Source organism: Nocardia sp. NPDC050799 (assembly GCF_040654015.1).
GTDB lineage: Bacteria > Actinomycetota > Actinomycetes > Mycobacteriales > Mycobacteriaceae > Nocardia.
The window spans coordinates 133486-147238 of record NZ_JBFAHF010000010.1; the positions used below are offsets into that span (position 1 = coordinate 133486).

12 protein-coding genes are annotated in these 13753 nt (G+C 69.4%); 5 read left to right on the plus strand and 7 right to left on the minus strand.

The genetic code is table 11. The features are described 5' to 3' along the window. Positions 1 to 95: 95 nt before the first annotated feature. Together AB0H42_RS13080 and AB0H42_RS13085 are read right to left on the minus strand one after the other, a co-directional pair. A complete protein-coding gene (locus AB0H42_RS13080) occupies positions 96 to 1103 on the minus strand; it encodes a sulfate ABC transporter substrate-binding protein (protein WP_357054326.1) in 1008 nt (335 codons plus the stop codon). 163 nt (positions 1104 to 1266) lie between these two features. Continuing rightward, positions 1267 to 1476: a hypothetical protein gene (locus AB0H42_RS13085; RefSeq protein WP_030523180.1), complete on the minus strand. Its 210-nt coding sequence runs from the start codon at positions 1474 to 1476 to the stop codon at positions 1267 to 1269. 83 nt (positions 1477 to 1559) lie between these two features. Between AB0H42_RS13085 and AB0H42_RS13090 the strand changes: the two genes are divergently transcribed. Together AB0H42_RS13090 and AB0H42_RS13095 are read left to right on the plus strand one after the other, a co-directional pair. Continuing rightward, positions 1560 to 2222 carry a class I SAM-dependent methyltransferase gene (locus AB0H42_RS13090; RefSeq protein WP_357054330.1) on the plus strand — a complete coding sequence of 221 codons (663 nt, stop codon included), beginning with the start codon at positions 1560 to 1562 and terminating at the stop codon, positions 2220 to 2222. Between the two features lie 42 nt (positions 2223 to 2264). Beyond that, a complete protein-coding gene (locus tag AB0H42_RS13095) occupies positions 2265 to 4277 on the plus strand; it encodes a glycoside hydrolase family 15 protein (protein WP_357054333.1) in 2013 nt (670 codons plus the stop codon). A gap of 10 nt (positions 4278 to 4287) precedes the next feature. Here the strand turns inward: AB0H42_RS13095 and AB0H42_RS13100 are convergent, their stop codons facing one another. The 3 genes from AB0H42_RS13100 to lepA form a co-directional block, all read right to left on the minus strand. Next, entirely contained in the window at positions 4288 to 6093 is a 1806-nt protein-coding gene (locus AB0H42_RS13100; protein WP_357054336.1) for a dynamin family protein, read from the minus strand. 101 nt (positions 6094 to 6194) lie between these two features. After that, positions 6195 to 8594 (minus strand): hypothetical protein, encoded by a 2400-nt coding sequence (locus tag AB0H42_RS13105; RefSeq protein WP_357054340.1) that lies wholly within the window; start codon positions 8592 to 8594, stop codon positions 6195 to 6197. A 191-nt stretch (positions 8595 to 8785) separates the two neighbouring features. Further along, on the minus strand, positions 8786 to 10663 hold the full coding sequence (lepA, locus tag AB0H42_RS13110; protein WP_357054343.1) for a translation elongation factor 4: 1878 nt from the start codon (positions 10661 to 10663) through the stop codon (positions 8786 to 8788). 121 nt (positions 10664 to 10784) lie between these two features. Between lepA and AB0H42_RS13115 the strand changes: the two genes are divergently transcribed. Further along, a complete protein-coding gene (locus tag AB0H42_RS13115; protein WP_357054346.1) occupies positions 10785 to 11366 on the plus strand; it encodes a type II toxin-antitoxin system PemK/MazF family toxin in 582 nt (193 codons plus the stop codon). Positions 11367 to 11377: 11 nt separating this feature from the next. On the opposite strand, the gene AB0H42_RS13120 is transcribed toward AB0H42_RS13115, so the two are convergent. Further along, positions 11378 to 11665: an aquaporin gene (locus AB0H42_RS13120; protein WP_357054349.1), complete on the minus strand. Its 288-nt coding sequence runs from the start codon at positions 11663 to 11665 to the stop codon at positions 11378 to 11380. Between the two features lie 109 nt (positions 11666 to 11774). Here AB0H42_RS13120 and rpsT point away from each other — a divergent pair, with 109 nt between their 5' ends. Both rpsT and AB0H42_RS13130 read left to right on the plus strand, forming a co-directional pair. Next, on the plus strand, positions 11775 to 12035 hold the full coding sequence (gene rpsT / locus AB0H42_RS13125) for a 30S ribosomal protein S20 (RefSeq protein ID WP_357054352.1): 261 nt from the start codon (positions 11775 to 11777) through the stop codon (positions 12033 to 12035). A 148-nt stretch (positions 12036 to 12183) separates the two neighbouring features. Then, entirely contained in the window at positions 12184 to 12429 is a 246-nt protein-coding gene (locus AB0H42_RS13130; RefSeq protein WP_030523189.1) for a hypothetical protein, read from the plus strand. A gap of 33 nt (positions 12430 to 12462) precedes the next feature. On the opposite strand, the gene holA is transcribed toward AB0H42_RS13130, so the two are convergent. After that, a complete protein-coding gene (gene holA, locus AB0H42_RS13135; RefSeq protein WP_357054355.1) occupies positions 12463 to 13434 on the minus strand; it encodes a DNA polymerase III subunit delta in 972 nt (323 codons plus the stop codon). Positions 13435 to 13753 lie beyond the last annotated feature (319 nt).

A 13753-nucleotide genomic window follows, 5' to 3' on the forward strand; every position in this document is an offset into this window, starting at 1 on the left:
ACGTCCGGGCCGACGCCGCCGGCGGGCGCGGGTTCGGTGGCGGTGCTGCGATCGGTCACGAGTATCGAGTATCGCGTGTGGGCCGGGTCACCCGGCTACTCGGTCGCGTTGTCGTAGGCGACGGCGATGGTGCCGGACTCGGGCGCGAACAGTGCCGTTTCCACCATCTCCCAGCCACCGAGGTCGGCGACGGTGTACAGGGTGGGCGGCTGTGGGAAGACGTCGGTGTACTCGGCGGCCACTCCCGGATCGACCGGACGGAAGCCCGCGTCGGCCCAGGCACGCTGCGCTTCGGTCGTATAGAGGAAGTCGCGGAAGGCGACCGCCTTCTCCGGATGCCGGGCATGGGTGAGCACCGCGACCGGGTTCTCGATCTTGAAGGTGTTCTCCGGCACGATGTGCTCGACCGGGTCGCCGTGCCGTTCGGCGAAGATCGCCTCGTTCTCGTAGCTGATCAGCACATCGCCGGTGCCCTGCAGGAATGCCTCGGTGGCCTCCCGCCCCGATTTCGGCTGCACGCGCACATGGGTCAGCATCTGGTTCAGGTAGTCCACCCCCGCCTGCGGGTTCTGCCCGCCCGCGCTGGCCGCGGCGTAGGGGGCGAGCAGGTTCCATTTCGCGGAACCGGAACTGAACGGGTTGGGGGTCACCACCTCGACATCGGGGCGCAGCAGATCGTCCCAGGTCCGGATGTTCTTCGGATTCCCGGCACGCACCACCAGCGCCACCACCGAGCCGAAGGGCACCCCGCGGGTGGCGTCGGCGTTCCAGTCGGGATCCACCAGTCCGGCGTCGACCAAGCGGGTGATGTCGGGTTCGAGGGAGAAACTCACCACATCGGCAGGCGCGCCGCGCGCGATCTTGCGGGACTGGTCCCCCGACGCGCCGTAGGACTGGCGCACCTCCACGCCCTCGCCCACCTCGGTCTCGTTGAACTCCGGGATCACCTCGTCGTAACCGGACTTGGGGATGGCGTAGGCGTACAGGTCGACGGTTCCGCCGCTACCGTCGGCCCCGCCGCCGCCGACCTCGTCACTGGATCCCCCGGCACACCCGGCCAGCAGCAGCGGCACCGCGACCAGCACCGCCAGCAGGCGAGGCACCGGTCGGCCGATATGCGTGCCGGCCCGCTCGCCGAACCCGCGCCCGCCCGGTACGGCCCGGGCACCGGCGCGCCCGACAACCCGCCTCACCGGGTGAACAGCCAGGCGACGATCACCAGCACCAGCAGCGCCAGCAGCGCGATCTGCACCCGTGAGCGCGGCATCAGCACACCTCGTTTCCGGCGTCGCGGTCCCCGTCGGCGTCGTCGCGGCCCAGCGCGACGCCCGCCACGTGCAGGAGCCGGTCGATCAGGTAGGCGATCGCGAAACTGATCGGCACCATGCCCACCAGCACCACGAGGAACTGAGGGATGAACGGCAGACCCGCCACCCACATCTCGAACCCGTCCCACCAGTCGGCAATACGCTCCACGGCGACCAGCGTAGAACACCGCACGGTGACCACCCCGACCCGCGCCTTGACCTCAACCCGACTCGAGATTGCAGGCTGGGGTCATGACACAGGCACCAGAGGTATGGAACTCCGCCTACGACAACGACACCGCGCCGTGGATCATCGGCGAACCGCAGCCCGCGATCGTCGAACTGGAACGGGCCGGCCGGATCCGCGGCCGCGTGCTGGACCCCGGCGCGGGCGCCGGTGAGCACACCATCGCGCTCACCGCCCTGGGCTACGACGTGCTCGGCGTGGATCTCTCCCCGAGCGCGGTCGCCTACGCCCGCCGCAACGCCGCGGCCAAGGAGGTGCCGGCCGCGCGGTTCGACGTGGCCGATATGGTCGCGCTCGCCGATGCCGACGACAACCCGCTCGGCACCTTCGACACGATCGTCGACAGTGCGCTGTTCCACGTGTTCGTCTCCGACGACGGGGCCCGGGCCGACTACGTCCGGACACTGCACCGGCTGTGTGCGCCGGGCGGGTATGTGCACATTCTGGCGCTCTCGGATACCGAGCCCGGGTTCGGTCCGCGGATCGGCGCGGCGATGATCCGCGACTCGTTCACCGGCCCGGGCTGGGAGGTCGAGGACCTGCGGCCCGACCATTACTACGGCCGGATCACCGAGACGGTCGCCGACCGGGCCGGGGACCTCACAACCGACGCCGCCGGCAAGGTGGAGCTCGCCGCCTGGCTCGCCCGGATCCGGCGCGTCGGCTGAGCCCTGGTGGACGGCTCGGGGCCGCGCGACCCATGATGGGGTATGCCGAGTCCCGAGCACGCGCCGTCGGCCGACGGGAAACCGGGCACTTTCCCGGCCCTTCCGCCGGAGACCAAGCTGCCGCAGAGCAATTTCCCGGTCATCGACGACTATGCCTTCCTGTCCGACTGCGAAACCACCTGTCTGATCGCCAGCAACGGCTCGGTCGAGTGGATGTGTGTCCCACGCCCGGATTCACCGAGTGTTTTCGGCGCCATCCTGGATCGCAGTGCCGGCCATTTCCGCCTGGGCCCCTACGGGCGCACCGTGCCCGCCGCCCGCCGCTATCTGCCCGGCGGAATGATCCTGGAGACCACCTGGCAGACCGAAACGGGCTGGTTGATCGTCCGGGACGCGCTGGTGCTGGGTCCGTGGCACAACACCGAACAGCGCAGCCGCACCCGTCGCCGCACGCCGACCGATTGGGATGCCGCCCATATGCTGCTGCGCACGGTCAAATGCGTCAGCGGCACGGTCGAACTCGAACTGAGCTGTGAACCGTCGTTCGACTACCATCGGGCCCCGGCCACCTGGGAGTACACGGGCAAGGTGTACGAGGAGGCCTCCGCGGTCTGTGCCGCCGACCCCACGGCCGGGCCCACCCTGGTGCTCACCACCGATCTGCGCCTGGGCCTGGAAGGCCGCGAGGCCCGGGCGCGGACCCGGATGACCGAGGGCGACTGCGCCTATGTCGCGCTGACCTGGACGGAGCTGCCCGCACCGCAGACCTTCGCCGAAGCCGCCGAGAAGATGTGGACCACCATCGACTGCTGGCGGCAGTGGATCACCCTCGGTGACTTCCCGGACCATCCCTGGCGTCGCTATCTGCAACGCAGCGCCCTCACGCTGAAGGGCCTCACCTACGCCCCCACCGGCGCACTCATGGCCGCCGCCACCACCTCGCTGCCCGAGTCACCGGGCGGGGAGCGCAACTGGGACTACCGGTACTCCTGGGTGCGCGATGCCAGTTTCGCCCTGTGGGGTCTGTACACCCTGGGCCTCGACCGCGAAGCCGACGATTTCTTCGCCTTCCTGCACGACGCCACCACCGGACCCGACGGCGAGGCGGTACCCCTGCAGGTGCTGTACGGGATCGGCGGGGAACGCGAGCTCACCGAACGCACCCTCGATCACCTGTCCGGGTACGGCAACGCCCGGCCGGTCCGGATCGGTAACGGCGCCTACAACCAGGAGCAGCACGATATCTGGGGCACCATGCTCGACGCGGTCTACCTGCACGTGAAATCCCGTCAGCACGTACCGGAAACGCTGTGGCCCATGCTGGAACGCCAGGTCGGCGCCGCCATCGACCACTGGCGCGAACCCGACCGCAGCCTCTGGGAGGTCCGCGGCGAACCCCAGCATTTCACCTCCTCGAAGGTGATGTGCTGGGTGGCGCTGGACCGCGGTGCGCGAATCGCGGAACTGCACGGTCAGGCGCATATCGCCCAGGAATGGCATCGGATCGCCGAGGAGATCCGGGCCGATGTGCTGGCCCACGGCGTGGACGACCGCGGTCGCTTCACCCAGGTGTACGGCGGCACCACCCTCGACGCCTCCCTGCTGCTGGTGGTACTCACCCGGTTCCTGCCCCCGGACGACCGGCGGGTCCGCGCGACCGTGCTCGGCATCGCCGAGGAGCTCACGGAAAACGGCCTGGTACTGCGCTACCGCAACGAGACCACCGACGACGGGCAGGTCAGCCCCGAGGGCAGCTTCACCATCTGCTCGTTCTGGCTGGTCTCGGCGCTGGTGGAGATCGGCGACATCGGCCGCGCCCGCAGACTGTGCGAACGGCTGCTCACCCATGCCAGCCCGCTCAAGCTCTACGCCGAGGAGATCGACCCGTCCACCGGCCGGCATCTGGGCAACTTCCCACAGGCGTTCACCCACCTCGCGCTGATCAACGCGGTTACCCACCTGATCCGGGCCGAGGGCTCCCAGGAGGCCGGAACATTCCGCCCGGCGCACAACAAGACCGGCGGCACCCCGTGGCGCAGCCGCCCCCGGCGCTGATCGGGCCCGGTCAGGCGGCGACGAAACTGTCGGCCTGCTGCCGCAGGTCGCGCAATTTACCCAGCTCGCTGTCCAACCGGGCGAGCCGCTCCGCACCCCGATCGCCGTACTGGGCGCCCGCTTCCTCGGCGACCCGCAGCGCCTCGTCCGCGGTACGCAATGCGTCGGTGGCTATATCGGTGAAATGATCCCGCAACACCCGCTGTACCTCACGCAGGCGGGTCCGGGATTCCTTGCCGACCTGGAACACCACATCGTCCATCAGACGCGCCAGCGCCACCTTGGCCTCGGCCTGCCGCCGCTGCCGGCGGGTGCGCCGGTCCTCCCACAGCGCATGCAGACCGAGCAGGATGCCGGCGCCGGCCGAATACCAGTTCACCAGGGACATGCCGAGCAGACTGGTGGCCAGGCCGACCATCAGGATACCGCCGTAGGAACCGCGCAGCGCGGTCAAGAACTGCTCGGTGACACCGGCTTTGGCGCTCTGCAGCGGCTCCAGCGGCGCGACGTTCTCCAGCAGCTCGGCGGGATACTGCGGACGGATATCGGGCAGATCCGGGCGGCGGTGGTCGGCGGGGAACCGCGCGGCCACCTGTTCACCCAGTTCCTCGGCGCGATAGTTGGCCGTGTCGAAATTCTCCGCGATCGCCTCGGCGATCCTGGCCTCCAGGTCGGTGCCGAAGCGCGCCCAGCGGGCCGCCGGGTCGGTACGCGAAATCTCGGTTTCGGCGTCGCGCACCAGGATCCGCAGCCGGTGCCGGAGATCGTGTTCGATATCGGCCATGAGTTCGGTGCTGCCGTCGGCGAGCGTGATCTGCCAGGTCGCGGTGCGCTGGCGCAGCTGGTCGGCCTGGTCGCGGGCAGTCGCCAGCTGCTGGGTCACATGTGCCCGGCGGCGCGGATCACGGAGCGCGTCGGCCTCGGTGCGCAGCGTGACACCGAGATGGTCGCCGACCAGCCGGATATCGCGCACCGCGGACTGTACGGCCGCCGCGTCGGCGTGGGCGACCACGTAGTCGCGCAGATGTTCGATCAGTTGCGGCAGACCCGATTCGATCGCCCGCTGCTGATCGCCCGACTGTTGCGCCTCCTGATGGATGGTGGCCGAAACCGGCGCCACCGCGAAACCCAGTCCGGCGGCGTCGAGCAGTTCGCGGTTGCGTTCCTGCACATGCGTCCAGTGCGGGTTGCGGTCGATCTTGTTGAGCACGCAGATCACCGTGGGGCACACCTGCCCGATCCGGTGCAGATGCGCGATCTGCTCCCGGCTGTACTCGTTGTCCGCATCGCTCACGTAGAGCACGGCGTCGGCGGCGGCGATCATCGACCAGGTGCTGCGTTCCTGCCCGGAAGCGCCGGGCGCGTCCATCAGCACGATCCCCTCGGCCAGCAAGGGACTGGGCTGGGTGAAATCGGCCCGGATCACCCCCTTGGCCGTGAGCGCCGGAGCCGGATTCAGCGGATCGACGGGCTGCCGCCGGATCCGCCCGCCGCCCTCGCGGCGGATGAGAGTGGCGGAGGGTTCCGGGCCGTACTCCACGATCGCGGGCACGCTGATCGCGCTGTCGGTGGCGCTGATCGGTGCCCCCGCCATGGTGTTGACCAGGGTGCTCATCCCGCTCTTCGGCGGACCGACCACTACCAGCCGCACCCTCGTATCGGCCACCCGGGCACGCACCATCCCGAGCCGGCCCCGTAGGTCGTTACGACTCGCGGTGCGTGATACATCCCGCAGCTCATCGATGATCTGGATGAGGGGGGCCATCACATCCGGGTTCTTCACCGTGGCGGCCCGCGGTCCGGCTACGGCAGACAAGCCCTGCTCCTCACTGTCGGTCACAACATCCCGTCATCGACCGAGTTCGGTCGAATCACCCCCCGTACGACCGGACAGCACCCCCCGCCGGTCGTGAACCGTCACATGAATACCCAGTGGCCGTGATCGGCAATCGGGTCCTCGGTCACCGCCACTGTATGTGGCAGCAATCCGCCGGACAGATCACCGGTCAGGCCACCGCCCGCGATACCGAACGCGGTGTGTTCGGTATGCGGCGTGACGGCCACCGCGTGCACATCGTACGGAACCGGCGAACCGTGATCGGCGATCGGCTGCACCTGGGGTGCCACCGGGAGCGGTGTCGGCAACGGATGCGGCGCCACCGGCGCCGGGACATCCGGTAGCACCGGCTGCTGGGTCGGCACGCTCACGGTGGGCACCGTGGCCGGCGGTTGATCCGCGGTGGGCACCTGCTGGGTGGGGACATCCACCGTGGACGGGGTTCCGTCCGGTGTCTGATCACCCGTGCCCGGGTCATTCGGGCTGGTTCCGCCGATCGGGTCGGTGGTGGTACCGCCGGTCGCGGTCTCGCCGGTAGAGGAGCCCGGGCCCGTGGTGGTGGCGCCGGTCGATTCGCCGGTACTGCCGGTGGATCCGCCCTCGGAGGTGGTGGTTTCCGGCGACGTGGTGCCGGTGGACGGGCCCCCGGTGCCGGTGGTGGTTTCCGGCGAGGTGGTCGAACCGTCCGGAGAAGTACCGGCACTCCCGCCGATCGACGGTGTGGTGCTACCTCCCACCGTGGTGCTGCCGTCCGGGGACGTGGTCGTACTGCCGTCCGGGCCGGTGGTCGCGGGGCCGGTGGTGGACGTGGCGTCGCCGGTGGTCGTCGGCGCGGTGGTGGTCGGCACGACCGGGGTGGAGGGCCCGGGCAGGACCGGCTCGGCCGGCGGCTGCGGGTCCGGTGTCGGCGCCGGTGGCGGCCGGTGGAACAGATCCGGGAGCTGCGCGGCGGGCGCGGTGAGCGGCGACGGTCCCGCCGGCGCATGGAGGACATTGGCCATCGGCGTGGTCGCCGCATCGGGCTGAACCGTGGTCTGCAGCGGGGTCGCCGCGACCGGTTGCACCGCCGGTGCCATGGCAGCCGGTACGACGACCGGCGGCGGGACGGGCGCGGGAGCCATCGGAGCCGGCGCGATCGGAGCCGCGGCCATCGGAGCCGGAGCGATCGGCCCGGGTGCGACGGGGCCCGGGGCCATCGCCGCGCCCGGGATCGGCCCGGGAGCCGCGACGCCCGGGGCCATCGCTGCCCCGGCGCCGGTCGACGCCGCGGCGCCGGAGGCCGCACCGGCGCCGGGCGCGACACCGGGAACCGCGGCATCCGCCCCGGCCGCGATACCGGAGTCGGCTCCGCGAGCCGCGGCCGCCGCACCCGCGTCCGCCCGCGCGGCGGCGTCCAGCGGATCGCGGCCGGCGGACTGCCACGAATCGGACGCGGCGGTGCCGGACTGGGCCCAGTCGAGGTACTGATCGAGCCGATCGTCGAGCAGGCTGCCGTCACCGACGGTGATATCGAGATCCCAATCGCTGGCGACCCAGAACCCGTCGGCGCCCGCCGAGATATCGAGTCCCATATGGGAATCGACTGCCACCGCATGACCGAACCCGTCGGCGAAGACGAACCCGCCGTCGGCCCCGTAGTCGATGACCAACTCGCCGGTCGGACCGCCCTCGCCGTACCAGCCGGACGCCGGATCACCGGCCGGGCGCGCGAGGAGATCGGAGAGGTCGAAACCCCAGTCGCCGTCGTCGGCACTGCGCGCCACCGCCTGCGCCGAGGTATCGGGACTCAGGTCGAATCGGGGCAGGTCGAAGATATCGGTCTGCAACGCGTCGCCCGGTGCCGGCAGCTCGAATTCGCCCGGGGCACCGAAACCTTCGTTACCGGGCAGCGGAAATCCCTGTCCCCATCCGGGGATACCGTCGAAACCCGGGATATTGTTCGGCGGCAGACCCGGATCCGGCGCGCCGAACTCGGGCATACCCGGGATCTTGGATTCGGGTACCCCGGTGCCCGGCATGTAATCGGCACCGGGCGCACCGCCCTCGGGCGAGCCGGGTACCAGCGCCAGTCCGGGGATGTCCTCGGTGTGGACACCCGGGTAGTAGTCGTCGAAATCGAAATCGCCGGGGCGGCCGACCTGGATATCGAATGTCGGGCCGTGCGGGAGCGGCATGGTTGTGCTCGCGTCACCGGCGGAGCCCGGTGCCTCGGGCTGCACGGGATCCGGATCCGGGAAGGTGATCACCGGACTGGGGACATCGGGATCGGGATCGGCACTGTAGGCCCAGCCGGCGTTACGGCTGTCCAGTTCACTGGGCGGCGCGGGGATTCCGCCGCCATTGTTCGCGATCAGCGCGCCGCCGGTCACATAGGCACCGCCACGCGCGACTCGCGATGTGGCGCTGGCAATGCGATAGGCGGTGTCGCCACCGCGTTCGGTGACCTCTTCGTCGCCGTCGAACGGCAGATCACGCGCCATTCCAAACTCCACTCTCGCGTTCAACAGCAACCACGCCGGGGCCGCCCCGGCGCGGATCCGCTCATAGCCTATTGTCGACATCTGCGGCTGTCACATTTTTGTTATCAGCCCGATTCCGTAGGCCGGGTGGAGGCGCGGAGCAGATCCGGCTAACGCACAGCGATGTTCCCGCGAGCGGGGAGGGTGGACCGCTACTTCTTGTCCTTCGGCTTATCGGATTGCGCGTCCGAGGACAGCGCCGCGACAAAGGCTTCCTGCGGGACGTCGACCCGGCCGATCGTCTTCATCCGCTTCTTGCCCTCTTTCTGCTTCTCCAGCAGTTTGCGCTTACGGCTGATGTCACCGCCATAGCACTTGGCCAGCACGTCCTTGCGGATGGCGCGGATGTTCTCGCGGGCGATGATCTTGGACCCGATGGCCGCCTGGATCGGCACCTCGAACTGCTGACGCGGGATCAATTCGCGCAGTTTGGTGGTCATCTTGTGCCCGTAGGCCTGGGCGGCGTCGCGGTGCACGATGGCACTGAACGCGTCGACCGCCTCGCCCTGCAGCAGAATATCCACCTTGACAAGCTGCGATTCCTGTTCCCCGGACTCCTCGTAGTCGAGTGAGGCGTAGCCGCGGGTCCGCGATTTCAACGAATCGAAGAAATCGAAGATGATCTCGGCCAGCGGCAGGGTGTAGCGCAGCTCGACGCGGGTCTCCGACAGGTAGTCCATCCCGCCGAGATCGCCGCGCCGCGACTGGCACAACTCCATGATGGCGCCGATGAATTCACTCGGCGAGATGATGGTGACCTTGACGACCGGCTCGAAGACGTCACGCACCTTGCCTTCCGGCCAGTACGACGGATTCGTCACGGTATGTTCCGTGCCGTCTTCCATCACCACCCGGTAGACCACGTTCGGCGCGGTGGAGATCAGGTCGAGACCGAATTCGCGTTGCAGGCGCTCCCGGGTGATCTCCATATGCAACAAACCCAGGAACCCGCAGCGGAAACCGAACCCGAGCGCCACGGAGGTCTCCGGATCGTAGGTGAGAGCGGCATCATTGAGCTGGAGTTTGTCCAGCGCGTCGCGCAGATCCGGGTAGTCCGACCCGTCCACCGGATACAGCCCCGAGTAGACCATCGGACGCGGTTCGCGGTAGCCGGTGAGCGGTTCGATCGCGCCGTTGCGGGCGGCGGTCACGGTATCGCCGACCTTCGACTGCCGGACATCCTTCACACCGGTGATCAGATAGCCGACCTCCCCGACCCCGAGGCCCTGGGTGGGCTTGGGTTCCGGTGAGACGATGCCGATCTCGAGCAACTCGTGGGTCGCACCGGTGGACATCATCTTGATCTTCTCGCGCGGTGTCAGCTTGCCGTCCACGACCCGGACGTAGGTGACCACGCCGCGGTAGGTGTCGTAGACCGAGTCGAAAATCATCGCCCGAGCGGGGGCATCCGCGTCCCCGACCGGTGCCGGAACCCGCTCGATCACCCGATCCAGCAGTTCGATCACGCCCACCCCGGTCTTCCCGGAAACGCGCAGCACATCCTCGGGCTCGCAACCGACGATATGGGCGAGTTCGGCCGCGTAACGCTCCGGATCGGCGGCCGGCAGGTCGATCTTGTTCAGGACCGGGATGATCTCCAGGTCCTTGTCCAGCGCCAGGTACAGATTCGCGAGGGTCTGTGCTTCGATCCCCTGCGCGGCATCGACCAGCAGGATCGCACCCTCACAGGCCTCCAGCGCCCGCGACACCTCGTAGGTGAAGTCCACGTGGCCCGGCGTATCGATCAGATGCAGGACGAAATTCTCGCCCTCGTGCTCCCCGGACCGCGGTATCCACGGCAGCCGCACATTCTGGGCCTTGATGGTGATACCGCGTTCCCGCTCGATATCCATCCGGTCCAGGTACTGCGCGCGCATCTGCCGGTCGTCCACGACACCGGTGAGCTGCAGCATCCGGTCGGCCAGCGTCGACTTGCCGTGATCGATGTGCGCGATGATGCAGAAGTTCCGGATCCGCGACGGATCGGTGAACGTCGTATCGGCGAAGCTGGCGGGCACTCCACTCCTCATGGGGTATCGGGCGTACTGCCGACCATCGTCCCATGCTGGACCCCGCCCGCCGCCGCCCAGGTCCCGCCGCGGCCCACCGGAGGCGATATCCCCGGCGGCGCCGTGACGTTATCCTCCTGGCATGGCCCGAAGTTGGAACAGTCTCGGCAAGCAACTCACCGCGATCGCGAAACACCAGGGTCCGAAGATCGTCAAGCGGCAGGCGCCGCGACTGGTCGAGGCCCTGCTCGACCGCCGGGGCGCCCGCGACGGTTCGGGCCGCGGCCGCCGTCCCGCCGCGCCCGGCGGCGTCCCGGTACGGCCCGCCGCCTCCACCCCGGTACCGACCGCCCACCGCGCGCGACGCGTCGTGTACGCCCCCCGGCTGGACGGCCGCGCCGACCCCGGCGAGATCGTCTGGACCTGGGTCCCCTTCGAAGAGGATCCGAGCAACGGCAAGGACCGTCCGGTGCTGGTCGTCGGACGCGACGGGCACACGCTGCTCGGACTCATGCTCAGCTCCAACCCGGTGCGCGGCGAGGATCCCGACTGGATCGGCATCGGCGCGGGCACCTGGGATCACCAGGGCCGGGACAGCTGGGTCCGGCTGGACCGGGTGCTCGATGTCCCCGAGGACGGTATCCGCCGTGAGGGCGCCATCCTGCCGCGCAAACTGTTCGACCTGGTCGCCCACCGGCTCGTCCGCGAATACCGCTGGAGCTGACGGGCGTCCGGTCAGACCTCCAGGTCCCGGGAGCGGCCGAAGAGCATCCCGTACACCAGCGCGCCCAGCACCTGAACGACGAGGTAACCCACCGCGCTGACCGGCGACAATCGGCCCATCAGGCACTGCCCCACGGTGCCGGCCGGATTCACATGACACCCGGAAACCGGTCCGATGGCGTCGACCCGGAGCAGCAGGGACAGACCGGAGGCCGGCGCCACACCCGGCGGGCCCAAGCCCGCGATGTGACGATCCGCCCACGATTTCGTCGCGCCGCCACGTGCTGGTAACCTGGCCAATCGGCGTTGCCTACCCCGTGCCCGGCTGTTCCCTTCGGTGGACGAGCACCAGGGCGGGGGTGCACACAGACTTTCCGACCGAACCAAACAGGAACCAGAGGATACCGGCGTGGCCAATATCAAGTCCCAGATCAAGCGGATCCGCACCAACGAGGTGGCGCGTCAGCGCAACCAGTCGGTTAAGTCCGAACTGCGCACCCATATCCGCGCCTTCCGGACCGCCGCCGCGACCGGTGACAAGGAAGCCGCCGCCGAGCGCCTCCGTGTGGTGAGCCGCAAGCTCGACAAGGCCGCCTCCAAGGGCGTGATCCACGCCAACCAGGCCGCCAACAAGAAGTCGGCGATGGCGACCGCGCTGAACAAGCTCTGATCAACTGATTTCTTTCGACGACCGGCCGCCGCGGCATTGAGGACCACGGCGGCTTTTGGTGTTCCCGGCGCCCGGTCAGCGCGGCTTTTCCGGCCGTTCCCGGATGGCGCCGATCCGGTTGTCCACTTCCTGCCGTAGCATGCGGCGCATGGTTACGGTGTATGCGAACCAATCGGTAGTCCAAGCCGAGGATCTGCCCGGTGTGATCCGGGCCGCCGAAGTCCTCGGTATCGGTGTCAGGATCGAGAACGTGCTGGTCCCGGCCGACGACGACGGCGGTCCGGTGGTGGTCTGGATGGTCACCCGGGACGAGGAGACCCCCGTCTACGAGGAGTGGGACGGCCGCTACGACGAAGCCGCCGAGGAAGCGCTGGGGCTCAGCGCGGTCGAATAGCGACCATCCACCCGCGGTCGTTCGCCGGCCCCGTCAGCTGCGCCCGTGCAGGGCGAGCAGCTTCAGTACGGCGTCCTCGAGCGCGAACCCGGAATCGGCGGCGCCACCTTTGACATCAGCGTTCAGCGTCGCCACGACCTGGAGCGCCGACCCGATCGTGGCCGGAGTCCAGCCCCGGGCCTGCGACTGGGCCTTCTTCACCTTCCACGGCGGCATACCCAGCGGACCCGCCAGTTTGAACGGGTCCCCGCGCCCTGCGGAGCCCACCTTCGCGATGGTGTGCACGGAATCGGCCAGTGCGTCGGCCAGCACCACATGCGGCACCCCCCGGTCCTGCGCCCAGCGCAGCGCCTCCACCGCGCCCGCCCGGTTCCCGGCCACGGTCAGGTCCGCGACCTCGAAACCGGACACCTCGGCCTTGCCGGAGTAGTACCGGCGGACCGCCGCGACATCGAGGTTCCCCCCGGTATCGGCGACCAGCTGCGAGCAGGCCGCCGCCAGTTCACGCAGTTCCGAACCGACCGCGTCGAGTACGGCCTGCACCACATCCGCCGACACCCGCGCCCCGGCGCCCCGGAATTCGGACCGGACGAATTCGGACCGCTCCGAGGCCTTGGTGAGCTTCGCGCATTCGTGCACCACCGCCCCGGCCTTCCGCAATTCGGGCACCATGGCCTTGGCGCGCCCCCCACCGGAGTGCACCACCATCAGCACCACTCCCTCGGGTGGTGCCGCGGCGGCTTCGGAGATCACCGCGACGGCGTCCTTACCGGCCTGATCCGCCGCCTCCAGAATGATCACCCGGTCTTCGGCGAACAACGAGGGGCTCAGCAGTTCCGCCAACTCCGCGCTGCCGGCATCACCGGCCCGCAACCGGTCCACCGGGACCGCGTCCGGGTCCGGCGCGACCGCCCGCACCTGACCGGTGACTCCGGCCACCGCGCGCTGGATCAGCAGTTCCTCATCGCCCAGCACCAGATGCAGGGCCGCAGGTCGCTCGCTCACGGCTCCGATCGTACGGCCGACCTCCGACCACCGGCCGCAGCCCGGGCGGTGCAGAGTCGAGGGCCCTCGAGATCCCGCAGGGGCAGACTGCCGGCAGATCGAAGTACTCGGTCGGCTGCGCCGCCGGCGCGGTCGTCCCCGGCCGGGGCCGGCCTGTCGTCGAGCGTATGACGATTGCGTCCACTCGCCCGGCAATCTCGTCATCGATCCGGTTCGGCACCCCGGTGGCCGTGGCGACGACCACCGGGCGGTCCGCGGCGAGTTTCGCCTGCCGGGCGGCGACGCGCCGCTGCCGTTCGAGCTGCCGCGCACGGTGGCC